This window comes from Ignavibacteriota bacterium, from assembly GCA_016713565.1.
Taxonomy (GTDB): Bacteria; Bacteroidota; Ignavibacteria; order Ignavibacteriales; family Melioribacteraceae.
This window is the reverse complement of the sequence record JADJOX010000007.1, coordinates 378,429-403,848: the sequence shown is the minus strand read 5'-3', so window position 1 is coordinate 403,848 and position 25,420 is coordinate 378,429. Positions and strand designations below refer to the sequence as shown.

Genomic DNA, 25,420 nt, shown 5'->3' with positions numbered 1-25,420 from the left:
AGGGGATTTAATTTCAAATGGTACAAGAAGAAACAAATTTAGTAGTTGCTGATAACTCCGGTGCAAAAAAAGTAAGATGTATTAGAGTTTTAGGCGGCAGCAATAGAAGATATGCAAGCGTTGGTGATCTTATTGTGGTTTCTGTTAAAACTGCGTTACCTAATGCCGGCGTTAAAAAAGGCGAAGTCTCTAAAGCCGTAATAGTTAGAACAAAAAAAGAAGTTAAACGCCCCGATGGATCTTATATTAGATTTGACGAAAATGCGGCTGTTTTACTAAATGCGCAAGATGAACCAAGAGGAACTAGAATTTTTGGTCCTGTTGCCAGAGAATTAAGAGATAAAAAATTTATGAAAATTATTTCATTAGCACCTGAAGTATTATAAAGAGGATTTTAATGAGAGTTAAAAAAGAAGATAATGTAATTGTAATTTCTGGTAACTTTAAAGGCAAAACCGGTAAAGTTCTCAAAGTATTTCCAAAAAAAGACAGAGTGATTGTAGAAGGCGTTAATTTGAGAAAACGTCATACTAAAGCAAACCAGAAAAATCCACAAGGTGGAATTATTGAAAAAGAAGCGCCAATTCATTCTTCTAATGTTATGTTTTTGGATCCAAAAACAAACAAACCATCTCGTATTGGCAAAAAAATTATAATTGACGATAAAACCGGTAAAAAAAGATCAGCTAGAGTAAGTAAATCAAGTGGAGAAATGTTGTCATAAACTTAAATGACTATTGAGAAAAAAATGGCAGAAAAAACTAAAAAAGCAGCAAAAAAAGAAGAAGTAAAAGAAAAAGCAGTTGAAACCAAGGTTTCGCCTAGACTTTATGAAAAATATAAAAGTGAAATTGTTCCCGCTTTATTCAAACAATATTCCTTTAAAAGCATTATGCAGGTTCCAAAACTTGAAAAAATAGTTGTTAATATGGGACTTGGGGCAGCCGTACAAGATTCTAAAGTTTTAGAAGAAGCTGTAAAAGATCTTGAAACAATAACCGGTCAAAAAGCCAGTGTTAGATCCGCTAAAAAAGCTATCTCTAACTTTAAGTTAAGACAAGGCATGAAAATAGGCGCAAAAGTTACTTTAAGACGTGATAGAATGTATGAATTTTTAGATCGTCTGTTGACTATTGCAATGCCAAGAATTAGAGACTTTAGAGGCGTATCAGATAAATCGTTTGACGGAAGAGGTAATTATACTTTAGGTATTAAAGAACAAATTATCTTTCCTGAAATCAATATTGATAGGGTTACAAGAGTACTTGGAATGGATATAACTTTTGTAATAAAATCAAAAAATGATCAAGAAGCATATGAATTGTTGAAATCATTTGGATTTCCATTTAAGAAAAAAGAAATTAATAACGCATAATTAGGGAATTTTATGGCAAGAAAAGGTCTATTAGCCAGAGAAAACAAAAGAAAAAAGTTAGTTGAACAATACGCGGCATTAAGAAAAGAATTGAAGGAAAAAGGTGAATGGGATGAACTTCAAAAGTTACCCAGAAACTCATCACCAATAAGATTAAGAAATAGATGTGTTATTACTGGCAGACCAAGAGCATACTCAAGAAAATTTGGAATATCCAGATTGGTGTTTAGAGAGATGGCTCTAAGAGGCGAAATTCCTGGAATTAAAAAAGCAAGTTGGTAAAAGAAGGAGATAAGTTTAATGGCAGTTACAGATCCGATATCAGATTTTTTGACAAGAGTAAGAAATGCTATCAACGCAAAAAAGAAATTTGTTGATATTCCTTCTTCTAAAATGAAAGTAAGAATGAGTGAAATCTTAAAGGAAACAAATTTTATTAAGGATTTTAATGTTGTTGAAGATAACAAACAAAATTCAATTAGAATTCTCTTGAAATACAGCGGCGGACAACCCGCAATTACCGGATTGAAAAAAATCAGCACACCGGGATTAAGAATTTACTGTGAGAAGGATGATATTCCGAGAGTATTAAATGGATTAGGATTGGCAATAATTTCCACTTCGAAAGGATTATTGTCTGATAAGCAAGCTAAAAAAGAATCTGTTGGCGGCGAAATAATTTGTCATATTTGGTAATTTAAGTTACGGAGAAATAAAGTGTCAAGAATTGGTAAAAAACCAATAAATATTAGTGATATTGAAATTTCGAGAAAAGGAAATTCAATTAAAGTTAAAGGAAAATTAGGTGAACTTGAAAAATCATTTCATCCAAATTTAAAAATTGATATAGAAGGTTCTGAATTAATTGTAACAAGACCAAACGATTTGAGAGAAAATAGAGCATTACATGGTCTTACTCGAGCACTTCTTAACAATATGGTTGAAGGAGTTACACAAGGGTTTTCAAAAACATTGGATATTGTTGGTGTTGGATACAAGTCAGAACAAAAAGAAAAGAATGTTCTTATAACAATCGGATATTCGCACCCAATACTTTTTATTCCCCCGGATGGAATTAAACTTGAAGTTGTAACACCTACTCAAATAAAAATTTCCGGATGTGATAAAGAATTAGTTGGTCAAATAGCCGCAAAAATAAGATCAATTAGAAAGCCGGAACCTTATAAAGGAAAAGGTATTAAATATTCTAACGAAACTATTATTAGAAAAGCTGGTAAAACTGCCGGTAAATAAGGTTTAGGAATTAAAATGAAAGAAAAAAGATTAAAAAATAAAATTAGAATCAGTAAAAAAATTTCCGGAACTACGGAAAGACCAAGAGTAGCTGTCTTTAGAAGTTTAAATCAAATTTATGCTCAAATTATTGACGATGTTAACAGAACAACTTTAGTTTCTGCGTCTTCTTTATCTAAAGAAATTAAAGAAGAAATTGGTAAATCAAAGACTAAAATTTCCAAAAGTAAATTAGTTGGTAAATATTTAGCACAGAAAGCAATAGAAAAAGGCATAAGTACCGTTGTATTTGATAGATCAGGCTACAGATATCATGGTAGAATTCAGGCAGTTGCCGAAGGTGCAAGAGAAGGCGGATTAAAATTTTAACAAATGCCGGATCGTCTAACGGTAGGACAACGGTCTTTGACGCCGTCTGTAGAGGTTCGAATCCTCTTCCGGCAACAAAATTTTGAAATTAAGGAGTTAAAAATTGAAGTATAAGAAAGTAAGTGGATTAGAAGGACTAAAAGAAAAGGTCGTTCATATCAATCGAGTTGCTAAAGTTGTTAAAGGCGGTAGAAGATTTAGCTTTAACGCAATTGTAGTTGTTGGTGATGGAGATGGACACGTAGGAATAGGTCTTGGTAAAGCTAATGAAGTTACTGATGCTATTTCAAAAGGAATAGATGATGCAAAGAAAAATGTTTATAGAGTTTCTTTACACAAAGGTACAATTCCACATACTATTATTGGAAAATTCGGTGCGGGAAAAGTTTTACTTAAACCGGCTTCTCCAGGTACAGGCTTAATTGCCGGCGGTGGAGTTAGAGCGGTTTTAGAAATGGCCGGAGCTCAAGATATTCTTACAAAATCATTAGGATCAAGTAATCCTCATAATCAAGTTAAAGCAACTTTGTACGGATTATTAAATCTTATTGATGCAAGAACAATGGCCGCAAAAAGAAATATGGAAATTAATCAGTTATTTACTGTTTAATAGGGAATCATTTTGATGAAAATAAAGATTACGCAAACAAAAAGTGTTATTGATCGACCAAAAGATCAAAAAGATACAATTAAAGCTTTAGGATTAGGACGACCTAACTATAGTAAAATCCATAAGGATACTCCTCAAATTAGAGGAATGGTAAATAAAGTAAAACATTTATTAAAGTTCGAAGAAATAGAAGATTAAGGATTATATAATGGATATTTTAAGTAATCTTAAACACGCAGATGGTTCAGTTAAAAAGAGAAAGAGAGTTGGTAGAGGTCAAGGTAGCGGACACGGTGGAACTGCAACTAGAGGTATGAACGGACAAAAATCTCGTTCAGGAAGTAAATATAGATCCTGGTTTGAGGGCGGACAAATGCCTCTTCAAAGACGCGTTCCAAAAAGAGGTTTTAAAAACATATTTAAAATTTATTACCAACCTGTAAATGTTGAAGTTTTACAAAAGCTTTTTGATTCAAAGAAAATAAAAGATTCTGTAAATGCAGAAATTCTGCATAAGAATGGTTTAATTAAAAATATTAATGAACCCTACAAAATTTTAGGTAATGGCCAGTTAACAGCAAAATTGAGCGTTGATGCAAAATATTTCAGCAAATCTGCAAAAGAAAAAATTGAAGCTGCTGGTGGAAAACTAAACGAGATTAAAGATTAATGAGCAAAATTCAGGATACTTTCCGTAACATTTTTAAAATCCATGAACTGAGAGATCGTATTCTCTATACTTTAGGATTATTAATTATTGTTAGAGTTGGCGCACATATTACTTTACCGGGTATAGATTCATATCTTTTATCTGAAGCAATGGCAAATAAAACCTCAGATAATTTGCTCGGTTTATATGATATGTTTGCCGGTGGTGCATTTTCAAACGCCGCAATTTTTGCATTAGGAATTATGCCGTACATTTCAGCTTCAATCATTATTCAGTTAGGTGGAGCTGTAATACCATATTTCCAAAAATTACAAAAAGAAGGCGAAGAAGGTCGAAAGAAAATAACGCAGTTAACTCGTTATGGAACCGTAATTATTTCATTATTCCAAGCAATTGGAGTTGTTACCGGAGTTATTCTAAATTTATCATTTAACGGTGTTTCAGTTGTTCCTGAAGAAATTCGAGGTTTTGGATTTGTATTTTCTTCGGTCATTATTTTGGTTGCCGGTACAATATTTATGATGTGGATGGGTGAACAAATAACTGAAAAGGGAATTGGAAACGGTATATCGCTAATAATATTTATTAATATTATAAATAGGTTACCATTCGCAATATTAGATGAATTTAGGTTAATTAGTGCTGGAACAAGAAATATAATCGTTGAAATTGCTATTATTACGTTTATGGTTTTTATTATTGCTGGAATTGTTTTAGTAACTCAAGGTACACGAAGAATTCCTGTTCAATATGCTAAAAGAGTTGTTGGAAGAAAAGTATACGGAGGAGTAACACAATATATTCCATTACGTGTAAATACGGCCGGAGTAATGCCAATTATTTTTGCGCAAGCAATTATGTTTATCCCAAGTACAATATTATCATTTTTTCCGGATAATGAATTTATACAAGGTGTAGTAGAATATTTTCACTATACTTCATTTACATATTCAATAATTTATGCAATAATTATTGTGTTCTTTACTTATTTTTATACTGCTATTGCATTTAATCCGCAAGAAGTTGCTGAAACAATGAAAAAGCAAGGCGGGTTTGTTCCGGGCATTAGACCAGGCAAACATACTTCGGAGTTTATTGATAATATTTTAACAAAAATAACTTTACCTGGTTCAATATTTTTAGCTATCATCGCTATTTTGCCGGCATTTATTTCTAAGTTAGGTGTTTCAGGATCATTTGCATCATTTTTTGGCGGAACGAGTTTGCTTATATTAGTTGGCGTTGCTTTAGATACTTTGCAGCAAATTGAGTCACACTTATTGATGCGTCATTATGATGGATTTATGAAATCGGGTAAAATTAAGGGCAGAAGGTAATTTTAATTAGTGATTTTAATTAAAAGCAAAAAAGAAATCGATTTTATTAGGGAAAGTTCAAAGTTAGTTGCTGAAACTTTGCAGTTAGTAAAAAGTTATGCGAAAGTTGGTAAAACAACTTTAGAGTTAGATAAAATTGCTGAAGATTATATATTAAGCAACAATGCAATACCGGCATTTAAAGGGTATTCACAAGCCGGATCAATAGATTTTCCGGGAACAATTTGTTCTTCAATTAATGATGAAGTAGTGCACGGTATTCCGAGCAATAAAACATTATCCGATGGTGATATTTTATCAATTGATGTTGGTGTTAAAAAGAACGGATATTTTGGAGACGCAGCTTTAACAGTTGCTGTTGGCAAAATATCGTATGAAATAAAATCACTGCTAGATGTATCTGAAAAATCCTTATATATAGGGATTGAGCAGGCAAAAGAAAATAATAGAATTGGCGATATTTCTTTTGCAATTCAAGATTATGTTGAAGGAAACGGTTTTTTTATTGTTAGAGATTTATGCGGACATGGTGTTGGGAAATATTTACATGAAGATCCCCAAATACCAAATTTCGGAAAGTTAAATAGCGGTGCAAAAATAAAGAATGGAATGACTCTGGCAATAGAACCAATGATTAATATTGGAACTTATGAAGTTAGAGTAAAACCGGATGGATGGACCGTAGTTACAAAAAACGGAAAAGCATCGGCTCATTTTGAACATACAATAGCAATAACAAACGGATTTCCAGAAATATTATCAGTGTGTTAATGGCAAAACAAGATTCAATTAAAGTAGACGGAATTATTACAGAAACATTGCCTAATGCTCATTTTAAGGTTAAGCTTGAAAATGGTCATGAAATTTTAGCACATATTTCCGGCAAAATGAGAATGCATTTTATTAAAATTTTAGTTGGTGATAAAGTAGCAATTGAATTATCACCTTATGATTTGAACAAGGGTAGAATAACATACAGGTATAAATAACGGAGCTATAATGAAAGTTCGAGCATCTGTAAAGAAAATGTGCGATAATTGTAAAATTATTAAAAGAAATGGATCTGTAAGAGTAATTTGCAAGAATCCAAAACATAAACAAAGACAAGGTTAAACCAAATTTTAGGAGATAAATAGTTTGGCTCGTATCGCAGGAATTGATTTACCAAAACAGAAAAAAACTTTTATAGGATTAACTTACATCTATGGTATTGGAAGACATACTTCCTTATCAATTTTGGAAAAAGCAAAAGTTGATCCACACAAAAGAATTGCTGACTTAACAGAAGAAGAAGTCGCAAAAATAAGATCTATAATGACAGCTGAACTTAAAGTAGAAGGCGCTTTACGAAGCGAGGTTCAACAAAACATTAAAAGATTGATGGATATTGGTAGTTACAGAGGAATAAGACACAGAAGAGGTTTACCAGTTAGAGGTCAGCGAACAAAAACAAACGCAAGAACCAGAAAAGGTAAAAAGCGTACAGTTGCTGGCAAGAAAAAACCGGCTCTTAAGTAAATAATTTATTTTTAAGGAGTTTAAGACTTGGCTAAAGTTACAAGGAAATCAAAGAAAAAAATTCATGTTGATGCGGTTGGTGTAGCGCATATTAAAGCATCTTTTAACAATGTTATTGTAACAATTACAGATGTATACGGAAATACAATTTCTTGGTCATCTGCCGGTAAAAATGGATTTAAAGGATCAAGAAAAAATACTCCTTTTGCCGCACAAGTTACATCCGAAGTTGCTGCCAAAGAAGCTTATGATCTTGGATTGAAGAGAGTTGATGTATTTATTAAAGGTCCTGGTTCTGGTAGAGACGCTGCAATAAGAGCACTTAATACAGCTGGATTGCATATTATGTCAATTAAAGATATAACACCAATTCCTCATAATGGATGTAGACCACCAAAACGTAGAAGAGTTTAATTAAAAGGAAACAATATAGATGGCAAGATATACTGGTCCAAAAGCTAAATTGGTAAGAAAGTTTGGCGAGAATATTTTCGGTAACCCTAAATTTGATAAAGTTTTAAGCAATAAACCATATGGCCCCGGTCAACATGGTGCCGGTAGAAAGAGAGTTTCTGATTACGGTTTACAGCTTAAAGAAAAACAAAAATTGAAAATCATGTACGGACTTTTTGAAAGACAATTTAGAAATCTTTTCAAAAAAGCTGAAAGAATGCGTGGTATTACTGGTGAAAATTTATTGCAATTATTAGAAAGAAGACTTGATAATACGGTATTTAGATTAGGATTTGCAAATTCAAGAGCTCAAGCTCGTCAATTGGTTTTACACAGACATTTTAATGTAAATGGTAAACTTGTTAATATTCCATCATATACGTTAAAAGTGGGCGATGTAATAAGTGTTAAAGACCAAAGTAAAAAAATGGATGTTTTTCACAATGCTTTAAGGATAAGAAAATCTAATCCATATGAATGGGTTGAAGTTGAAAAAGCAAATCTTTCCGGCAAATTATTAAACTTACCTGAAAGAAGTGAAATTCCAATAAATGTAAACGAACAATTGATTGTTGAGTTATACTCAAAATAATTGTAATTAAATTGAAATTCAAATTAGAGGATATTAAATGAGTTATCCCTTTATTAAAATGCCTGATGGTGTTATTTTAGATGAAACTTCATCATCTCAGAAATACGGCAAATTTACTATACAGCCTTTAGAACGAGGTTTTGGAGTTACATTGGGAACCGCGTTTAGAAGAGTTTTACTCTCTTCTTTAACAGGTGCAGCAATTACAGCAATTAAGATTGATGGAGTATTGCACGAATTTACGACTGTTCCGGGTGTTGTTGAAGATGTTGCTGAAATTATATTGAACTTAAAAAAAGTAAGAATAACCGTTATTAATAAACAGACAAACAAGCTTGATATAACATTAACCGGTCCATGCGAATTTAAAGCCGGAGATTTATTAAAAAGCTGTCCAGATATTGAAATCTTAAATCCGGATGAACATATTGCTACATTGAGCGATGGTGCAAAATTAATTATGGAAGTAAGATTTGGATATGGCAAAGGATATGTTCCGGCATCCAAACAAGTTATTCCCGATCAAACAATAGGTATTATTCCAATTGACTCAATTTTTTCGCCAATTGAAAATGTTAAATATGACATTGAAAATGTTAGAATCGGTGAAAGCAATGAATACGAAAAATTAACATTAGAAGTACTGACAGACGGCTCTATCACTCCAGAAGAAGCAATGTCAGGTGCCGGTGTAATTCTTAGAGATCATATAAATATGTTTATCAATTTTGACGTTGAACAAGAAGAAGACAAAGTTGATAACGAAAAAGATCTTGAATTTGAAAGAATTAGAAAAATTCTTACAACAAATGTAGATGACTTGGAATTGAGCGTAAGATCTCATAATTGTTTGAAAGCAGCAAATATTAAAACAATGGGCGATCTGGTTCGTAAAGATGAAAGTGAAATGTTGAAATTCAGAAACTTTGGAAGAAAATCACTTGCAGAGTTGATGGAAATTGTCGAACAGTATAATTTAGAATTTGGAATGGATGTAGACAAATATATTAACGATAAATCTGATAATAATTAATTTCTGTAAAAGGTTGATAGATGAGACATAAAGTTAAAGGAAATAAACTTGGTAGAACTGCTTCTCACAGAACCGCAACTTTGCGTTCATTAGCATCTGCTTTGATTAAACATAAGAAAATTACTACAACACTTGCTAAAGCTAAACAAGCAAGATTATTTGTTGAACCATTAATTACCAAAGCAAAAGATGATACCGTTCATTCAAGAAGATTAGTTGCCAGGCATATTAATGATAAAGAAATAATTAAAGAATTGTTTGTTGAAGTTGCTAAAAAGGTTGCTGACAGGCCCGGCGGTTATACCAGAATTGTTAAATTAGGCAATAGATTGGGCGATGCATCGGAAATGGCGATTATTGAATTAGTTGATTATAACGATATTAATACCGCTAAAGCTAAATCACCAAAGAAAAAATCAGAGCCTAAACAAAAAGCTAAAGTAGAAGCTAAAGCTGCTCCTGCACATGTTGAAGAAGTTGACGCAGAAGTAGTTGAAGAAAATACCGCTGATAGTAAAAATTCAGACGATTTAACAAAGGTAGAAGGAATCGGTCCTAAAATCTCCGAATTGTTAGTTAATGCTGGAATAACAACTTTTGCGCAATTGGCAGATACCGAAGTTGTTAAATTAAGAGAAATTCTTTATGATGCAGGAAGTAAATTCAAATCTCATGATCCTGAAACATGGCCTGTACAATCCAAATTAGCCGCAGATGGTAAATGGGATGAACTAAAAAAACTGCAGGATGAATTAATTGGCGGAAAAGCTAAAAGTTAACTTATAAAAAATTTTAATTTTGAGAGCAGCTTCTGGCTGCTCTTTTTATTTATGCTTGATATAAAATTTACTTATTCAATTTTTGAAATTAAACATCTTCCAAAAGATAGTATCCCCGAAATAGTTTTATGCGGGCGTTCTAATGTTGGAAAATCTTCGTTCATTAATTCTTTGGCTAAGCAAAAGAATATTGCCAAAACCAGTTCAACTCCGGGAAAGACCAGATCAATAAATTACTATTTTGTGGAAAATAAATTTTATATGGTAGATCTGCCGGGTTATGGTTATGCAAAAATTTCAATTGCCGAAAAAAATAAATGGCAGAAATTAATAAATGAGTTTTTAAATAATAGCAGGAATATTTCTCTTGCTTTGCATTTGATTGACAGCAGACATAAACCAACCGAACTTGATATTTTATTAAATTCATTGCTTCTTGAAAGAGAAATACCGAATATTGTCATTTTGTCAAAAGTTGATAAATTAAATCAATCGGAAAAATCTAAAGCAGTTAAAAATGTGGTTGCGGCATTCCCAGAGTTGAGTTTAGGAGATAATCTCTTTTTTTATTCGGCTCTAAAAAATATAGGTAAGAAAGAAGTTGAAATAAGGCTGTCTAAATTATTCCTGTAATGCTATTTATAAAAACTTTTATTATTATTATTGGATAAATAAAATTTTGTTTTTCCGTCTTGTGAGTAAATGTAAACAATGTTTAGTTCAAGAAATAAAAAAAGAATTTTAATATTTTCAATTATTCCGCTTCTGGCAATAATTCCGCTATTATCCGAAGATATAATAATTAAATCTATATCTGCGGGAATTCTTGTTGTATATGTCGCATTTATCATTTTTTTAAGAGATTCAGTAAGAATAAGAGACATTCTTGCAGAGGATGACAATTATTCGAACAGCGAGGAAGAAAACGAAAAATATTCTGATAGTTCATACGAATCTGATTACAACGACGATGTTAAAATCATTTCGAAAAAAACAACCGGCTCTGTAATTACAGAAGAAAATTACAAACAAGTTTTAAATACCGGATTGAAGAATGCTATTGATCCTGAAGAAGTTAAAGAACAATTCGGTAAAATAATAAAAGAAGAACTGCCAACCGATATTAACAGCGATGAACAATTTTTATTTGTATTAGAGAAAATTTTAAATGTAATTAAGGATGCATATTTAGCAAATACCGTTATTTTCTTTTGGTATAATGAAACTAGGCAGGATTTAACTTTACAAAAATTCTTCAGCAATTCTGCCGATTCAATAACAAAAAAGAATTTTCCGCTTGAAGATGACATCATAAGTAAAATTGTTAACAATGAAGAACCCGTTCACTTAACAGAAATTTCTCCAAATGCAGAAATGGACGTTATTAGATATTATGATAATCCACAGGGAATAAAAAGTTTAGTAGGTGTCCCGCTTTTCTACGCAAAATCACTTGCTGGAGTTTTAGTTGTTGATTCAAAAGCACCGGACGCATTTGGAATTGAAACGGTTTATTCATTAGGTCGCTTTGTAAGAATTATTGCAATTATCATTTCTTTGTTTGATGAAAAATTCTCTGGAACAACGGCAGAACAAAGATTGGAAACGTTATTGAACATTCTCAAATCCGAAAGGAAATTTGATAATGAAAAAGATATAATAGAAACAATTGACTCGACAATAAAAAATCTAATACACTATGATGCTTTCAGTTTTGTCTATTTTGAACCAACTAAACAAAAATTTATTGTTACAAAAGTTGATAACAAAACGTCATTAAAATATATTGGCGAAAATTTGGAAATAGAACTTGAAGGAACAATTATAGGTAAAGCAATATTGAGCGGAATGCCCGTCAACATTGAGGATACAGCGGCAAATCAATTTACTAGATTTATTAAAAATGAAGATGTCGGCTTAGGAGGCTCATTCCTCGCCCTACCTTTAGTTTATGACAGTCAGAATTTTGGCGTATTATGTTTTGAAAGTTTGAAGAAAAAAATATATACAAATTCAGATATTAAGTTTTTAAGAAATGCCGTTAAAATCTTTTCATTTTTCGTATATACATATTCCACACATACAATTTTGAAAAAATTATTAAGCGTTGATGTTGAGACAAGAGCCTTTACTTACGATGCATTTGTAAAAAATATTGAATCGGACTTAATTAAAGCAAGAGAATTTGATGCTCCAAGCGCATTGGCATTAATTCAAATCGATGAATTTTTAGAAGAACGCTCATTGTTTGAAACTGATCCTTTTCCTAAAGTGTTAACATCAATAAATGAAGCTATTAGATCTGAAATTAGTCCGCTAAACATTATTGGAAGATTAAATGAAAAATTATTCGGCGTATTTTTCTTTAATGCATCAACAAAAGATGTTTTTCTTTGGGCGGAAAAATTACGAATTAAAATTGCCCGTAAACCAATTTCTGTTGTTTCAAAACAAACAACATTTACGGTTTCAATAGGAGTTGCTTCCGCGCATAAGAAAACGGAAGTTGAAGAAGTTTTGAAAAATGCTGAATTAGCGTTAAATAAAGCAATTCAAAAAGGCGGCAATACAGTCAAAAGTATAAACTGATTGGAAAAAATTTGAATAATTTTTTATTGGTAATTTTAGATGGTGTTGGAATTGGCGAATTACCGGATGCCGAAAAATTTGGTGATAAAGGAAGTAATACACTTGGTAATATTTCGAAAATTGTTGAAGGATTAAACCTACCCAATCTGCAAAAATTTGGTTTGGCGAATATAATTGAAATTGCAAAATTCCCTTCGGTTAAAAACCCAATTGCATCTTTCGGCAAAATGAAAGAAGTTTCAACCGGAAAAGATTCAACAACCGGACATTGGGAAATTGGCGGTTTGATTATTGATTTTGAATTTCCGACTTACCCCAACGGTTTTCCGGATGACGTAATGAAAAAGTTTTTATCTGAAAATAATTTAAAAGGTTATCTTTCAAATAAACCGGCTTCAGGAACACAAATTATTGATGAATTTGGAGCAGAACATTTAAAAACCGGATATCCAATTGTATATACTTCAGCAGATTCTGTGTTTCAAATTGCCGCGCACGAAGAAGTAATTCCGATAAAAAGATTATATGAAATTTGTGAATCCACAAGAAAAAAGATCTGTATCAATGAACATGCTGTAGGAAGGATTATTGCTCGACCTTTTATAGGCAATGTTGGTAATTTTACCAGAACAACAAATAGAAAAGACTTTTCATTAAATCCGCCTTCGGATACAATTCTTAACTTACTTTATAATAATGATATAAACACGGTTGCTATAGGAAAAGTAAACGACCTTTTTAATTACAGTGGAATTAGAAAGCAAGTTAAATCCAAATCAAATAAAGAAGGAATGGAAAAAATTATTGAAGCTTTAAGAAATGAAAAAAACAGCTTAATTTTTATTAACCTAGTTGATTTTGACGTTTATTACGGACATCGAAATGATCCGATTGGTTTTCACAACGCATTAATTGATTTTGATAATTTCCTGCCTAAAATTATTGATCAATTAGATGAAACGGATAGATTGATTATTACTGCGGATCATGGAAATGACCCGACAACTGTAAGCACAGATCATAGCAGAGAATATGTCCCATTATTGTTTTTTGGTAAAAATAAAAGATCTGAAGATTTAGGAATTAGGAAAACTTTTGCGGATGCGGCTAAAACAATCGCAGATTTTTATAAGATAAAAAATAATTTTCCGGGAGAAAGTTTTTTAATTTAAAAAGAAAAATCTTTGAATAATTTATCAGGCTTGAAAAATTTAAATAAAGAAGTTAATATTATTATTGTATATTCATAAAATATAGGAAATTAATTGTGGTATTGGGAAAGGTAATTGGTACAGTTTGGTCAACTAGAAAGGATGAAAAATTAGTCGGTTCAAAATTTCTTATTGTTAAAGAATTAGATTTAGAATATAAGCCAAAAAATAATTTTATTGTAGCCGTTGATTCTGTTGGCGCCGGTGTTGGTGAAACTGTTTTATATGCAACGGGAAGTTCTGCAAGAGCTACAGCTCAAACAAAGGATAAACCGGTTGACGCAGTTATTATGGCAATTGTTGATAAATTAGACGTTTCAGTTAAAGAATAAAAATGTTATTGGGAAAAGTAATAGGAACAATTTGGGCAACTCGTAAATACGAGACTTTGAAAAGTTTTAAAATGCAGCTAGTTCAGCCCATAAATTCAATGATGGAAAAAATAGGGGATCCCATTATTGCCGTTGATACAATTGGCGCTGGACCTGGCGAAGTGATTTTTTATGCTACTTCTAGTGAAGCAATTATTCCATTGCCTGTAAAAGGTCCCGTTGATGCGGCTATTGTTGGAATAGTTGATACAATACATGTTGAATAAATTAGGAAAAACCTTTGAAGATCTCTAAGCAATTTACAAACCGTGACAGCCATTCTCTCGATAAATATTTGCAGGAAATCGGGAAAGTAGAATTGTTAAATGCTGATGAAGAAATTGATTATTCAATTAGGATAAAACACGGCGATCAAGTTGCGTTGGAAAAATTGGTAAAAGCAAATTTAAGATTTGTCGTTAGTGTTGCCAAACAGTATCAGAATCAAGGATTATCCTTAGGTGATTTAATAAATGAAGGTAATTTGGGATTAATTAAAGCCGCAAAAAGATTTGACGAAACAAGAGGTTTTAAATTTATTTCTTATGCAGTTTGGTGGATAAGACAATCAATTCTTCAAGCATTGGCAGAACAATCAAGAATTGTTAGACTCCCGCTTAATAGAGTCGGAGCGCTAAATAAAATTGGGAAAGCTTATAACAGCCTAGAACAAGAATATGAGCGTGAACCAACCGCTGCTGAAATAGCGAATGAATTGGAAATGGATTTGGAAGAAGTATCGGAAACATTGAAGATGTCTAACAGACATGTTTCAATGGATGCGCCGTTTACGCAAGGCGAAGAAAATAGTTTACTTGATATTTTAGAAAGCGATGAAAATCCGTTACCGGATAATTCATTAATGTCCGATTCGTTAAAGAATGAGATTGAACGAGCTTTATCGACATTAACGGAAAGAGAATCCGAAGTAATTCGTTTATATTTTGGTTTTGACGGTGAACATGCTCTTACCTTAGAAGAAATCGGCGAACAATTTAATTTAACAAGAGAAAGAGTAAGACAAATAAAAGAAAAAGCCATAAGAAGATTAAGGCATACATCAAGAAGTAAAAATTTGAGAGCCTATCTTGGTTAATTAAATAATGCAGAAGAATTTAGAAAAATTAAAACTATTTCTAATTATAATATTCGCAATAATATTTAGTTCTTGTGCATCAATAAATTTAGAAAAAAAAGATATTCCCAAAGTTGTAAAAATTAACAAACCTTCTGATCTGCCGCGTATAAATCAAGAAATTGAAGAAGAAGACATACCTAAGATTTCAACAAATAAAGCAGAATATGACGAAAAATCTTTAATCGATAAACTTTACTCAAGTATTGAATCGAATAATAAAAAAGAAAAATTTTTAGACGAAATTGTTAAATATTTAAATTCTCCGTATCGCAGAGGAGGTACTTCGCAAGATGGATTCGATTGCTCAGGATTTACGAAAACAGTTTATTTTAATTCCTTGAATGTTGAACTTCCGCGAACCGCGAGAGAACAATATAAAATCAATGAAGTATTTAGCGATAAAACGTTGTTAAAATTTGGCGATTTGGTTTATTTTAATACCTCGAGAAAAAATTTTCCAGGACACGTTGGAATATATTTAAACGATGATTTGTTTGCTCATGCAAGTACATCAAGTGGAGTTATTATTTCTTCATTAAACGAAGAGTATTACTTTAAAAGATACGTTGGTGCAAACAGAGTAACAATAAAAAAATAATTAATATTGGAGTTTTTATGGAATTTAGAATTGAAACTGACACAATGGGCGAAGTCCAAGTCCCGTCTGATAAATATTATGGAGCTCAGACCGCGCGATCAACTATGAACTTTAAAATTGGCGGAGAAAGATTTCCAAGAGAAATGATAAGAGCTTTGGGAATTTTAAAAAAAGCTGCTGCATTAGTAAATCAAGAATTGGGAATGCTAAGCGAGGAAAAAGCAAGTTTAATTTCTCAAGCCGCACAAGAAGTAATTGAAGGAAAATTAGACGAGCATTTCCCGCTTGTTGTTTGGCAAACCGGAAGTGGTACACAAACAAATATGAATGCTAATGAAGTGATATCAAATAGGGCTATTGAATTAGCTGGTGGAATAATCGGCAGTAAGAAACCAATTCATCCTAACGATGATGTAAATAAGGCTCAATCATCAAATGATACTTTTCCAACGGCAATGCACATAGCAGCTGTAGAAGAAATTAACAGAAGATTAATTCCAATGGTTACAAAACTTAGAGACGCATTAAAACTTAAATCCGAAGAATTTATGGGAGTAATAAAAATCGGAAGAACGCATTTAATGGATGCTGTTCCATTAACACTTGGCCAAGAATTTTCAGGATATGTGCAGCAGCTAAGTTATGGTCTTGATAGAATTGATGGCTGTTTGCCAAGATTATCTGAATTGGCATTAGGCGGAACCGCGGTAGGAACAGGATTAAACACCCACGTTAAATTTGCTGATTTGGCAGCTAAAAAAATTACAGAAATTTCCGGAAATAAATTTACTTCCGCGCCAAATAAATTTGAAGCATTGGCTGCTCATGATGCAATAGTTGAAACAAGCGGAGTTTTAAAAACCTTAGCCTCTTCTTTAATGAAAATCGCAAATGATATTCGCTGGCTTGGTTCAGGTCCAAGATGCGGAATTGGTGAATTATCATTACCGGAGAATGAACCGGGAAGTTCAATTATGCCGGGAAAAGTTAATCCAACTCAGTCCGAAGCAATGACCATGGTTTGCGCTCAAGTAATGGGAAATGATACAACTATAAATTTCAGCGGCGCTAGCGGTAATTTTGAGCTTAACGTTTTTAAACCAGTAATGATTTATAATTTACTACAATCAATAAAATTACTTTCAGATGCTTGCGAAAGTTTTACCGATCATTGTGTAGTTGGAATTGAAGCTAATATTGTTAATATTCAAAAACATCTAACTAATTCGCTAATGCTGGTAACCGCGCTTAATCCGCACGTAGGATATGATAATGCGGCAAAGATAGCAAAAAAAGCACATGCCGAAAATTCAACATTAGAAGAAGCTGCAGTTGCCCTGGGACTTTTAACTTCCGAGCAATTTAAACAATTTGTTCGTCCGGAAAGTATGATAGGACCAAAATCATAAAATTATGAGCTGCTTATAAAGAGCAGCTCTTTTTTTATCTCTTATATTCCTGTTAAATTATAATATTTATTTATCTCTAAATTGGTAATTTTACATTTGGTAAATTCTAACATATTCAGAGGGAAAGATGTTAACATCAATTCAAGAGAGAAGCATAAATACAATTAGATTGTTGGCAGCCGATGCTGTTCAAAAAGCAAATTCAGGTCATCCGGGTATGCCTATGGGAATTGCGCCTCTCGCTTATCTTCTTATCTTAAAAATTATGAGACATAATCCGGAAAATCCAAAATGGTTAAATCGTGACCGATTTATTCTTTCCGGAGGACATGGAAGCACATTATTGTACAGTATATTGCATTTATCAGGTTATAAGATATCGTTAGATGATTTAAAAAATTTTAGACAATGGAATAGCATTACACCGGGTCATCCTGAATTTGACTTGACTCCGGGAGTTGAAACAACAACCGGTCCTTTGGGTCAAGGTTTTACAAATGCGGTTGGCATGGCGGTTGCCCAAAAGCATTTATCTGCAAAATTTAATAAAAAGGGTTTTAATATTTTTAATCATTATATTTATGTCGAAGTTGGCGATGGTGACTTAATGGAAGGAATTTCGCATGAAGCGGCTTCATTTGCAGGACATAATAAATTAGGCAAAATTATTGCTTTCTATGATGATAATGGAATTTCAATTGACGGTCCGACTTCATTATCATACTCCGATAACGTGAAAAAAAGATTTGAAAGCTATAACTGGCATGTGCAAAAAGTAAATAATATAAATGATTTAAAAAGTTTAGAAGCAGCAGTTAAAGAAGCACAAAATGAGACCGAAAAACCATCAATAATTATTATGAAAACTATAATTGGTTTTGGTAGCCCTAATAAAAGTAATACTTCTGAAGTTCATGGCTCGCCATTGGGAGAAAATGAATTAATATTAACAAAGAAAAATTTAGGCTTTGATGAAACGAAGAAATTCTACGTTTCGGATGAAGTCTACAAACATGTTGGCTGCGTAAAAGTTAAAGGTAAAAAAGAAGAACAAAAATGGAATGAACTATTTAAAAAATACTCTGCAAAATTTCCTGAAGATTCTAATTTATTGATGAATATGATTAATGGAAATTTAGGTAAAACGTGGAAACAAAAACTTCCGAAGTTTCAAAATTACGGCGAATCAATGGCAACAAGATCGGCATCCGGAAAAGTGTTAAATGCGGTTGTTTCAGAATTGCCTTCTCTATTTGGCGGTTCGGCAGATCTTACACCGTCTAACAATACCGAGCTTAAAGGTTATTCGGACTTCAGTACAAAAACACCTGATGGCAGATATGTAAGATATGGAGTAAGGGAACATGCTATGGCGGGAATTATGAACGGCATTGCAGTTTATGGAGGTTTAATTCCATATGGCGGTACATTTTTAGTTTTTGCGGATTATTTAAGACCTTCAATAAGAATTGCTTCAATTTCTAAAATTAAACCAATTTATGTTTTTACTCATGATAGTATTGGTGTTGGGGAAGATGGACCAACTCATCAACCGATTGAACAAATTGCTTCATTACGCGCAATTCCGGGTTTAATTTTAATTCGTCCGTGCGACGCAAATGAAACTTCACAAGCTTGGAAGTTTGCACTTGAACATAAAGGAAGCCCAGTTGCCTTAGCCTTAACAAGACAAAATTTAAAGATTGTTGATAGAACAATATTGGGCTCAGAAGAAGGACTTCAAAAAGGCGCATATATTTTAAAAGATTCCAAAGAAACACCTCAGTTGATAATTATGGCAAGCGGTTCCGAAGTTGATCTGGCGTTAAAATCAGCAGAAGCTTTAGAAAAAGAAAATATTAATACTAGAGTGGTTAGTTTTCCAAGTTGGGAAATTTTTGAAAAACAATCCGAAGAATACAAAGAATCAGTTTTTCCCAGATCGATTAGAGCAAGGATTTCTATTGAAGCGGGAGTTAGTCAAGGTTGGGAAAAATATGTTGGCTTGGATGGCAAAACAATTGCAATTGATAATAAATACGGCGCATCTGCTCCGCAAAATATTATTTTTGAAAAATACGGCTTTACGGTTGAGAACGTAATAAATAATGCTAAAAGTATTTTATAATAATTCAAGAATGAGCTGAAGAGTTAATTTCTTCGGCTCATTTAAAACAGATATTTAATACCAACAAATCCGCCAATTAGTAATACAGTAAAGGCAATTGCGAGCCAGTTAAAATACTTATCAATAAATCCTTTTATCTGCGGACCAAATTTCCAAATTAAAAATGCTACAAGAAAAAATCTTCCGGCTCTGCTGATAATTGACGCAATTAAAAATAGAAAAATATTTACATTCAACGCACCGCCTGTAATTGTAAATACTTTGTAAGGAATTGGGGTAAATCCGGCAGTAAAAACAATCCAAAAATTCCATTCATCATAAAGCTCTTTTACTTTGTAAAAAATTTCATGACTAAAACCCGGAATTCTTTCAAAAAAGAAGTTGGCAAGTTGTGAAAATTCGTTGCCGTTCCACCATACAAAATGTCCAATTGCATAACCTAAAATGGCACCCAATACCGAGCCAATAGTACAAATTAGAGCAAATCTAAAAGATTTAGTTTTAGCGCCAAGTGCCAAAGCAATTAATAATGCGTCAGGCGGAATTGGGAAAAACGAGGATTCGGCAAATGCTAAAATAAATAATGCAGCTGGACCATAAGGTGTTTCCGACCAATGTAAAACCCAATCATATAATTTTCTGATAATTTTCATAAAATCCGACTTAAACAATTGAATAAAAATTAAAGCATAAAGTAATAGATAAAATGACTTATAAGCAAATATTAGTGCGCCAGATCATATTAATTATTTGTATTTTATCGCTAACTTATTATTAACAACTTTGTGTGAATTATGCAGAAACAAGACAGATTAATATCGTTGGATGTTTTTAGAGGAATTACTATTGCTGGAATGGTTTTAGTGAATAATCCTGGATCATGGGAACATATTTATGCGCCTTTGGAGCATGCTGAATGGAACGGATGTACACCTACAGATTTGGTTTTTCCTTTTTTCCTATTTATTGTTGGCGTTGCTATTACTTTATCTTTAACTAAAAGAAAAGATAGCGGTGACAATCAAACAAAACTTATTCTTAATATTTTTAGAAGAAGTGCAATTTTATTTTTACTTGGTTTATTTCTTAATGGATTTCCCGAATTTAATTTTGAATCGATACGAATACCGGGAGTCCTTCAGCGTATTGCGGTTGTTTATTTAATAACTTCGTTACTTTTTCTTAAAACAAAATTAAATACGCAGATATTTTTGACAGTATTTTTTCTTGTCTTCTATTGGTTTTTAATGACCTTTATACCAGTTCCTGGTATTGGTCCAGCTAATTATAATGTGGAAACAAATTTAGCCGCCTGGCTGGATAGTAAAATTTTAATGGGTCATATGTGGTCAGTAACAAAGACTTGGGATCCTGCAGGAATTTTAAGTACAATTCCTGCAATTTCCACAAGCTTAATTGGCGTTTTGGCAGGTCATTGGCTTAAAAATACTGACAAGCAAAAAGTTACAATTGGATTATTTGTCGCTTCCAGTATTTTAATGTTTTTAGGTTATGTTTGGAATGGCTGGTTTCCGATGAATAAAAGTATCTGGACAAGCTCCTATGTTCTTTATGTCGGCGGATTAGCATTAAATTTCTTAGCGATATGTTATTGGCTGATCGATGTTAAAAAAATTACTTGGTGGATTAAACCATTTCAAGTATACGGAATGAACGCGATTACTGTATTTTTCCTATCCGGCGTAGTAGGAAGATTATTGTATTTAATAAAAGTTTATGATGAAAGCGGAAATAAAATATCAATTTCCGAATATGCGTTTAACAATTATTTTCTCTCTTGGCTTGAGCCAATAAACGCATCTTTGCTATGGGCAATTGTTTATGTTTTAATTTGGTTAGGCTTAATGTGGATTCTTTATACTAAAAAGATTTTCATAAAAGTTTAATGAAAATCTGAAAATTTCATATATATTGATTTACTTTTTTTTACATTTCAAAGTATTTTAAGAAATTTTTCCAAGGAGAAATTATGCCGCCGATTAAGAATTTTAAAACAATTCCTGAGATGTTTATTGGGGTTACAACAAAATATGGAACATCAAAAACCTATATCAAACATAAAATTGACGGAAAATATGTAGATATTAATTATCATCAAGTAAGTGAGATTACCGAAAATCTTGCTTTGGGTTTAGCTTCATTCGGTGTTAAGCGTGGAGACAAAGTGGCTATAATTTCCGAGAATAGACCCGAATGGTACTATTCAGATTTTGCTATTCTTGGTTTAGGCGCAATCGACGTTCCAATCTACCCAAATTCTACTTCTGATTCTATTGAATATATTCTAAATAATTCTGAATCTGTAGGCGTAATTGTTTCTACTACTTTTCAATTAAATAAAGTATTAAAAATAAAATCAAAATGTAAGAATCTTAGTTTTATAATTAATATAAGCAATGATGACCCTGCCGGAGAAACTGGAGTTTATACTTTCAACAAAACAATTGAAAAAGGTAAGTTTTTTAAGCGCGAAAATCCATCTCATTTTTCTAACAGTGTTGAATTGGCAAACGAAAATGATCTTTGTACAATAATTTATACTTCGGGAACAACAGGCGAACCGAAAGGCGTTATGTTAACGCATAAAAATATTTTATCAAATGTAAAAAGTGCGTGTGAAATTATTAATGTTACCGATCAGGATACATTTTTATCATTTCTTCCCCTTAGTCACATTTTCGAAAGAATGGCAGGTTATTATCTCGCTTTTTCGTGCGGATCAACTGTAGCGTTTGCTGAAGGCATTGAAAAAGTTGCACAGAACATGGGTGAAATAAAGCCAACAGTTATGACAGGAGTTCCAAGATTATTTGAAAGAATGTACAGCAAGATTAAAAAAAATCTTGAAAAACAACCGGAGAAAAAACAAAAAATATTTGAGTGGGGCGTTGCGGTCGGTCAGGAATTTAGAGAATTTAAACGAAATGGGAAATCTGTTCCTTTTACGTTAAATATAAAACATAAACTTGCGGAAAAATTGGTTTTTGCCAAACTCAAACACGTTACCGGAGGCAATTTGAGATTCTTTATTTCCGGCGGAGCTGCTTTGGCTCGTGAATTGGGAATATTTTTTGAAGCCGTTGGTATTTTAGTTTTAGAAGGTTACGGATTAACTGAATCTTCTCCCGTTATAACCGTGAATAGAGAAAATGATTATAAATTTGGAAGCGTTGGAAAACCAATACCCGGAGTTGAGGTTAAAATTGCCAAAGATGGTGAAATTTTAGCTTATGGTCCAAATATTATGCAGGGATATTATAAAAAGAAAAAAGAAACGCAGGAAATGATAATTGACGGATGGCTGCATACTGGAGATATTGGAGTTTTTGATGCTGAAGGATTTTTAATTATCACAGATAGAAAGAAAAGTTTATTTAAAACTTCAGGAGGCAAGTATGTCGCGCCAACTCCAATTGAAAATCTATTTCTCGGAAGCAAATATATCGATCAATTCATAATTATCGGCGATAAAAGAATGTTCATAAGTGCGTTAGTTGTTCCTGATTTTGAAGCATTGAGAGAATATGCTGACGCGCATAGAATTCCGTATAAAACAAATGAAGATCTTATAAAATTAAAGCAAATTGAAGAAATGATGGAAAAAGATTTTTCACAATTCCAGAAACAGCTTGCAAGCTATGAAAAAATAAGAAAATTCACTTTATTAAATACACCATTTACTATTGAAAGCGGCGAAATGACACCATCGTTAAAATTGAAAAGAAAAGTCATTGAAGAACGTTATAAAGATTTGATCGAAGATATGTATAAAGGAATTCAAAATTAGATTAAATTTTTGGAGGAAATTTCAAGCAAAATTTCCTCCAAAGCTGCGTTTTTAATCTTCATTCATACCATTTTAACCCGCTTAGAAAAACAAATTTTATGTATATTTACAATTCATTTTTCAATTCTTGAGGCAATATTGGATAAAGAAAAAGTTCTTGTTACTTCTGCATTACCTTACGCAAACGGACCTATTCATCTCGGTCATTTAAGCGGTGCTTATTTACCTGCGGATATTTATGTTAGATATAAAAGATTAAAAGGTGATGATATTATTTATATCTGTGGATCAGATGAACACGGAGTTCCAATTACAATTTCTGCTGACAAAGAAAAAGTAAAGCCAAAAGTTATAATTGATAGATATCATGAATTGAATAAAGCCGCATTTGAAAAATTCGGAATGAGTTTTGACATTTATTCAAGAACAAGTTTAGATATTCATCACCAAACCGGAAAAGATTTCTTTCTTAAATTTTATGACAATAATTTACTTATAGAAAAGAAATCTCTTCAATTTTATGATAATAAAGCAAAAATGTTTTTACCTGATAGATATGTCGAAGGCACTTGTCCGCGATGTGGATTTTTAGAAGCAAGATCAGATGAATGTGAAAGCTGCGGCTCATTATATGAACCAAATGAATTAATAAATCCTAAAAGTAAGATTACTGGGGATACGCCGGTTCTTAAAGAAACCTCGCATTGGTATTTCCCTTTAGGCAAGTATCAGGAATTTCTAGAAAAATACATCGATGAAGTGAACAAAAAATACGGCTGGAAAGAAAATGTGCTTCAGTATTGTAAAGGTTGGTTCAAAGATGGTTTAAAAGACAGAGCGGTAACTAGAGATTTGGATTGGGGAATTAAAGTCCCGATTGAAAATGCGGATGGAAAAGTTATTTATGTTTGGTTTGAAGCAGTCCTAGGTTATATCTCAGCAACAAAAAAGTTGGGCGAACTCAGAAATGAACCAAACTTGTGGAAAGAATATTGGCAGAATGAAAAAACAAAATACGTAGCGTTTATAGGAAAAGATAATGTTGTTTTCCATACAATAATTTTTCCGGCAATGTTAAAAGCATGGAATGATTTTAGCGACGATAAATATATTTTGCCTCAAAATGTTCCTGCAAATGAATTCCTCAATTTCGAAGGAAAGAAATTTTCAAAATCTCGAGGATGGGGAATTGATGTTGACGAATTCTTAAAGTTATTTCCTGCCGATCCTTTGCGTTATACTTTAGCAAGCAATCTACCTGAAAACAAAGACACCGATTTTTATTGGAAAGAATTTCAAGCAAAAAATAATAACGAACTTGCAGACATTCTGGGGAATTTCATTAACAGAACTTTTATTTTTGCTGCAAAACATTTTGATAGTACGGTTCCTGAAAGAAAAGAATTATCTAAGCTGGATGCGGAAATGCTGAGTTTATTAGAATCTTATCCAAAGAAAATTTCTGATTTGCTTGAAAAATATAAAGTAAAAGACTCAGTTTTGGAGATGATGAACTTAGCCAGAAACGCAAATAAATACTTTAATGATTCCGAACCCTGGAAGAAAGTTAAAACGAATAAAGACGAATGCGGAACTACAATAAATATTTGTCTACAGGCAATTTATACTTTGGCCGAAATTTTTTCACCTGTAATTCCATTCTCTTCTGAAAAAATATTTAAAATGCTAAATGTTGATTCTACAGATTGGATGAATTCGGGAAAAAGTAATCTCACTAGTGGGCATAAATTAAACACATCTGAAATTCTATTTACAAAAATAGAAGATGAAGAGATTCAAAAAGAAATTGATAAACTGCCGAAAAATATTGAAGTAAAAAAAGATTTAGAAATAACGTATGATGAGTTTATTAAAACAAAGTTGAAAGTTGCTAAGATAGTTCACGCTGAAAATGTAAATAAAAGTAATAAATTACTGAAACTTCAAGTTGAAATTGGAGATGTAAAAAAACAGATTATTGCGGGAATTGCACAAAGCTATTCCCCAAATGATTTGATAAATAAGAAAGTTGTAATTGTTAATAACTTAAAACCCACAAAACTTTTTGGTGAAGTTTCGGAAGGAATGATCTTGGCAGTTGAGGATAATGAAGGAAAATTAAACGTTATTGAGGTTAGCGACAATGTTAAATCCGGATCGGAAGTAAAGTAAGTATTA

32 protein-coding genes and 1 tRNA gene are annotated in these 25,420 nt (G+C 32.4%); 32 read left to right on the top strand and 1 reads right to left on the bottom strand.

Features of this window, described 5'->3' with window-relative positions; translation table 11 throughout:
- Positions 1 to 17: 17 nt before the first annotated feature.
- From rplN to tkt, 29 genes are all read left to right on the top strand, one after another.
- Positions 18 to 386, top strand: a complete 369-nt coding sequence (gene rplN, locus IPK06_08900) for a 50S ribosomal protein L14 (protein ID MBK7980103.1) — start codon at positions 18 to 20, stop codon at positions 384 to 386.
- 11 nt (positions 387 to 397) lie between these two features.
- Positions 398 to 724 carry a 50S ribosomal protein L24 gene (gene rplX, locus IPK06_08895; protein MBK7980102.1) on the top strand — a complete coding sequence of 109 codons (327 nt, stop codon included), beginning with the start codon at positions 398 to 400 and terminating at the stop codon, positions 722 to 724.
- Positions 725 to 748: 24 nt separating this feature from the next.
- The gene (gene rplE, locus IPK06_08890; GenBank protein ID MBK7980101.1) at positions 749 to 1,375 is read left to right on the top strand and encodes a 50S ribosomal protein L5; all 627 of its coding nucleotides are present in this window, start codon (positions 749 to 751) and stop codon (positions 1,373 to 1,375) included.
- Positions 1,376 to 1,387: 12 nt separating this feature from the next.
- Positions 1,388 to 1,657, top strand: a complete 270-nt coding sequence (gene rpsN, locus IPK06_08885) for a 30S ribosomal protein S14 (GenBank protein MBK7980100.1) — start codon at positions 1,388 to 1,390, stop codon at positions 1,655 to 1,657.
- An 18-nt stretch (positions 1,658 to 1,675) separates the two neighbouring features.
- Positions 1,676 to 2,071: a 30S ribosomal protein S8 gene (gene rpsH, locus IPK06_08880; GenBank protein ID MBK7980099.1), complete on the top strand. Its 396-nt coding sequence runs from the start codon at positions 1,676 to 1,678 to the stop codon at positions 2,069 to 2,071.
- A 21-nt stretch (positions 2,072 to 2,092) separates the two neighbouring features.
- Positions 2,093 to 2,629, top strand: coding sequence for a 50S ribosomal protein L6 (gene rplF, locus IPK06_08875; protein MBK7980098.1), 537 nt, complete (start codon positions 2,093 to 2,095; stop codon positions 2,627 to 2,629).
- Positions 2,630 to 2,644: 15 nt separating this feature from the next.
- On the top strand, positions 2,645 to 2,998 hold the full coding sequence (locus tag IPK06_08870) for a 50S ribosomal protein L18 (GenBank protein MBK7980097.1): 354 nt from the start codon (positions 2,645 to 2,647) through the stop codon (positions 2,996 to 2,998).
- Positions 2,999 to 3,002: 4 nt separating this feature from the next.
- Positions 3,003 to 3,073: transfer RNA gene (locus tag IPK06_08865), tRNA-Gln, on the top strand.
- A gap of 28 nt (positions 3,074 to 3,101) precedes the next feature.
- On the top strand, positions 3,102 to 3,608 hold the full coding sequence (gene rpsE / locus IPK06_08860) for a 30S ribosomal protein S5 (GenBank protein MBK7980096.1): 507 nt from the start codon (positions 3,102 to 3,104) through the stop codon (positions 3,606 to 3,608).
- 12 nt (positions 3,609 to 3,620) lie between these two features.
- Positions 3,621 to 3,806 (top strand): 50S ribosomal protein L30, encoded by a 186-nt coding sequence (gene rpmD, locus IPK06_08855; protein MBK7980095.1) that lies wholly within the window; start codon positions 3,621 to 3,623, stop codon positions 3,804 to 3,806.
- Between the two features lie 10 nt (positions 3,807 to 3,816).
- Positions 3,817 to 4,278, top strand: coding sequence for a 50S ribosomal protein L15 (gene rplO / locus IPK06_08850; GenBank protein MBK7980094.1), 462 nt, complete (start codon positions 3,817 to 3,819; stop codon positions 4,276 to 4,278).
- Positions 4,278 to 5,615 (top strand): preprotein translocase subunit SecY, encoded by a 1,338-nt coding sequence (gene secY, locus IPK06_08845; protein ID MBK7980093.1) that lies wholly within the window; start codon positions 4,278 to 4,280, stop codon positions 5,613 to 5,615. Before rplO ends, secY begins: the two co-directional genes overlap by 1 nt.
- A gap of 9 nt (positions 5,616 to 5,624) precedes the next feature.
- On the top strand, positions 5,625 to 6,386 hold the full coding sequence (gene map, locus IPK06_08840; GenBank protein ID MBK7980092.1) for a type I methionyl aminopeptidase: 762 nt from the start codon (positions 5,625 to 5,627) through the stop codon (positions 6,384 to 6,386).
- Complete coding sequence (gene infA / locus IPK06_08835) at positions 6,386 to 6,604, top strand: translation initiation factor IF-1 (protein ID MBK7980091.1); 219 nt, start codon at positions 6,386 to 6,388, stop codon at positions 6,602 to 6,604. Before map ends, infA begins: the two co-directional genes overlap by 1 nt.
- Positions 6,605 to 6,614: 10 nt before the next feature.
- Positions 6,615 to 6,728: a 50S ribosomal protein L36 gene (gene rpmJ, locus IPK06_08830; GenBank protein MBK7980090.1), complete on the top strand. Its 114-nt coding sequence runs from the start codon at positions 6,615 to 6,617 to the stop codon at positions 6,726 to 6,728.
- Between the two features lie 24 nt (positions 6,729 to 6,752).
- Complete coding sequence (rpsM, locus tag IPK06_08825; protein ID MBK7980089.1) at positions 6,753 to 7,133, top strand: 30S ribosomal protein S13; 381 nt, start codon at positions 6,753 to 6,755, stop codon at positions 7,131 to 7,133.
- 27 nt (positions 7,134 to 7,160) lie between these two features.
- Positions 7,161 to 7,547 carry a 30S ribosomal protein S11 gene (rpsK, locus tag IPK06_08820; GenBank protein MBK7980088.1) on the top strand — a complete coding sequence of 129 codons (387 nt, stop codon included), beginning with the start codon at positions 7,161 to 7,163 and terminating at the stop codon, positions 7,545 to 7,547.
- Between the two features lie 19 nt (positions 7,548 to 7,566).
- Positions 7,567 to 8,178 carry a 30S ribosomal protein S4 gene (gene rpsD / locus IPK06_08815; protein ID MBK7980087.1) on the top strand — a complete coding sequence of 204 codons (612 nt, stop codon included), beginning with the start codon at positions 7,567 to 7,569 and terminating at the stop codon, positions 8,176 to 8,178.
- A 37-nt stretch (positions 8,179 to 8,215) separates the two neighbouring features.
- Positions 8,216 to 9,211, top strand: a complete 996-nt coding sequence (locus IPK06_08810; protein MBK7980086.1) for a DNA-directed RNA polymerase subunit alpha — start codon at positions 8,216 to 8,218, stop codon at positions 9,209 to 9,211.
- 20 nt (positions 9,212 to 9,231) lie between these two features.
- The gene (gene rplQ, locus IPK06_08805) at positions 9,232 to 9,990 is read left to right on the top strand and encodes a 50S ribosomal protein L17 (protein ID MBK7980085.1); all 759 of its coding nucleotides are present in this window, start codon (positions 9,232 to 9,234) and stop codon (positions 9,988 to 9,990) included.
- A 51-nt stretch (positions 9,991 to 10,041) separates the two neighbouring features.
- A complete protein-coding gene (locus tag IPK06_08800; protein MBK7980084.1) occupies positions 10,042 to 10,623 on the top strand; it encodes a YihA family ribosome biogenesis GTP-binding protein in 582 nt (193 codons plus the stop codon).
- Positions 10,624 to 10,701: 78 nt separating this feature from the next.
- Complete coding sequence (locus IPK06_08795; GenBank protein ID MBK7980083.1) at positions 10,702 to 12,579, top strand: GAF domain-containing protein; 1,878 nt, start codon at positions 10,702 to 10,704, stop codon at positions 12,577 to 12,579.
- A gap of 11 nt (positions 12,580 to 12,590) precedes the next feature.
- Complete coding sequence (locus tag IPK06_08790; GenBank protein ID MBK7980082.1) at positions 12,591 to 13,751, top strand: phosphopentomutase; 1,161 nt, start codon at positions 12,591 to 12,593, stop codon at positions 13,749 to 13,751.
- 95 nt (positions 13,752 to 13,846) lie between these two features.
- A complete protein-coding gene (locus IPK06_08785; GenBank protein ID MBK7980081.1) occupies positions 13,847 to 14,122 on the top strand; it encodes a EutN/CcmL family microcompartment protein in 276 nt (91 codons plus the stop codon).
- A gap of 2 nt (positions 14,123 to 14,124) precedes the next feature.
- Positions 14,125 to 14,388 (top strand): EutN/CcmL family microcompartment protein, encoded by a 264-nt coding sequence (locus tag IPK06_08780; protein ID MBK7980080.1) that lies wholly within the window; start codon positions 14,125 to 14,127, stop codon positions 14,386 to 14,388.
- 14 nt (positions 14,389 to 14,402) lie between these two features.
- Positions 14,403 to 15,257 carry a sigma-70 family RNA polymerase sigma factor gene (locus IPK06_08775; GenBank protein MBK7980079.1) on the top strand — a complete coding sequence of 285 codons (855 nt, stop codon included), beginning with the start codon at positions 14,403 to 14,405 and terminating at the stop codon, positions 15,255 to 15,257.
- A 7-nt stretch (positions 15,258 to 15,264) separates the two neighbouring features.
- Complete coding sequence (locus IPK06_08770; protein ID MBK7980078.1) at positions 15,265 to 15,897, top strand: C40 family peptidase; 633 nt, start codon at positions 15,265 to 15,267, stop codon at positions 15,895 to 15,897.
- A gap of 17 nt (positions 15,898 to 15,914) precedes the next feature.
- Positions 15,915 to 17,306, top strand: coding sequence for a class II fumarate hydratase (fumC, locus tag IPK06_08765; protein ID MBK7980077.1), 1,392 nt, complete (start codon positions 15,915 to 15,917; stop codon positions 17,304 to 17,306).
- 127 nt (positions 17,307 to 17,433) lie between these two features.
- Entirely contained in the window at positions 17,434 to 19,434 is a 2,001-nt protein-coding gene (gene tkt / locus IPK06_08760) for a transketolase (GenBank protein ID MBK7980076.1), read from the top strand.
- A gap of 41 nt (positions 19,435 to 19,475) precedes the next feature.
- Here the strand turns inward: tkt and IPK06_08755 are convergent, their stop codons facing one another.
- On the bottom strand, positions 19,476 to 20,087 hold the full coding sequence (locus IPK06_08755; GenBank protein ID MBK7980075.1) for a DedA family protein: 612 nt from the start codon (positions 20,085 to 20,087) through the stop codon (positions 19,476 to 19,478).
- A 141-nt stretch (positions 20,088 to 20,228) separates the two neighbouring features.
- On the opposite strand from IPK06_08755, the gene IPK06_08750 reads away from it, so the two are divergent.
- From IPK06_08750 to metG, 3 genes are all read left to right on the top strand, one after another.
- Positions 20,229 to 21,341, top strand: a complete 1,113-nt coding sequence (locus IPK06_08750) for a DUF5009 domain-containing protein (protein ID MBK7980074.1) — start codon at positions 20,229 to 20,231, stop codon at positions 21,339 to 21,341.
- Positions 21,342 to 21,424: 83 nt separating this feature from the next.
- The gene (locus IPK06_08745; GenBank protein MBK7980073.1) at positions 21,425 to 23,242 is read left to right on the top strand and encodes a long-chain fatty acid--CoA ligase; all 1,818 of its coding nucleotides are present in this window, start codon (positions 21,425 to 21,427) and stop codon (positions 23,240 to 23,242) included.
- A 138-nt stretch (positions 23,243 to 23,380) separates the two neighbouring features.
- Complete coding sequence (gene metG, locus IPK06_08740; GenBank protein ID MBK7980072.1) at positions 23,381 to 25,414, top strand: methionine--tRNA ligase; 2,034 nt, start codon at positions 23,381 to 23,383, stop codon at positions 25,412 to 25,414.
- Positions 25,415 to 25,420: the final 6 nt, after the last annotated feature.

Coding starts and splice junctions, on each gene's coding strand:
- rpsD (MBK7980087.1), top strand. CDS start 7,567: ATGGCAAGATATACTGGTCCAAAAGCTAAATTGGTAAGAAAGTTTGGC.
- IPK06_08870 (MBK7980097.1), top strand. CDS start 2,645: ATGAAAGAAAAAAGATTAAAAAATAAAATTAGAATCAGTAAAAAAATT.
- rplN (MBK7980103.1), top strand. CDS start 18: ATGGTACAAGAAGAAACAAATTTAGTAGTTGCTGATAACTCCGGTGCA.
- IPK06_08795 (MBK7980083.1), top strand. CDS start 10,702: ATGTTTAGTTCAAGAAATAAAAAAAGAATTTTAATATTTTCAATTATT.
- tkt (MBK7980076.1), top strand. CDS start 17,434: ATGTTAACATCAATTCAAGAGAGAAGCATAAATACAATTAGATTGTTG.
- infA (MBK7980091.1), top strand. CDS start 6,386: ATGGCAAAACAAGATTCAATTAAAGTAGACGGAATTATTACAGAAACA.
- rpsN (MBK7980100.1), top strand. CDS start 1,388: ATGGCAAGAAAAGGTCTATTAGCCAGAGAAAACAAAAGAAAAAAGTTA.
- rplO (MBK7980094.1), top strand. CDS start 3,817: ATGGATATTTTAAGTAATCTTAAACACGCAGATGGTTCAGTTAAAAAG.
- IPK06_08750 (MBK7980074.1), top strand. CDS start 20,229: ATGCAGAAACAAGACAGATTAATATCGTTGGATGTTTTTAGAGGAATT.
- rpsH (MBK7980099.1), top strand. CDS start 1,676: ATGGCAGTTACAGATCCGATATCAGATTTTTTGACAAGAGTAAGAAAT.
- rplX (MBK7980102.1), top strand. CDS start 398: ATGAGAGTTAAAAAAGAAGATAATGTAATTGTAATTTCTGGTAACTTT.
- secY (MBK7980093.1), top strand. CDS start 4,278: ATGAGCAAAATTCAGGATACTTTCCGTAACATTTTTAAAATCCATGAA.
- IPK06_08745 (MBK7980073.1), top strand. CDS start 21,425: ATGCCGCCGATTAAGAATTTTAAAACAATTCCTGAGATGTTTATTGGG.
- rplQ (MBK7980085.1), top strand. CDS start 9,232: ATGAGACATAAAGTTAAAGGAAATAAACTTGGTAGAACTGCTTCTCAC.
- rpmJ (MBK7980090.1), top strand. CDS start 6,615: ATGAAAGTTCGAGCATCTGTAAAGAAAATGTGCGATAATTGTAAAATT.
- IPK06_08755 (MBK7980075.1), bottom strand. CDS start 20,087: ATGAAAATTATCAGAAAATTATATGATTGGGTTTTACATTGGTCGGAA.
- rplE (MBK7980101.1), top strand. CDS start 749: ATGGCAGAAAAAACTAAAAAAGCAGCAAAAAAAGAAGAAGTAAAAGAA.
- IPK06_08780 (MBK7980080.1), top strand. CDS start 14,125: ATGTTATTGGGAAAAGTAATAGGAACAATTTGGGCAACTCGTAAATAC.
- IPK06_08800 (MBK7980084.1), top strand. CDS start 10,042: ATGCTTGATATAAAATTTACTTATTCAATTTTTGAAATTAAACATCTT.
- fumC (MBK7980077.1), top strand. CDS start 15,915: ATGGAATTTAGAATTGAAACTGACACAATGGGCGAAGTCCAAGTCCCG.
- IPK06_08770 (MBK7980078.1), top strand. CDS start 15,265: ATGCAGAAGAATTTAGAAAAATTAAAACTATTTCTAATTATAATATTC.
- IPK06_08810 (MBK7980086.1), top strand. CDS start 8,216: ATGAGTTATCCCTTTATTAAAATGCCTGATGGTGTTATTTTAGATGAA.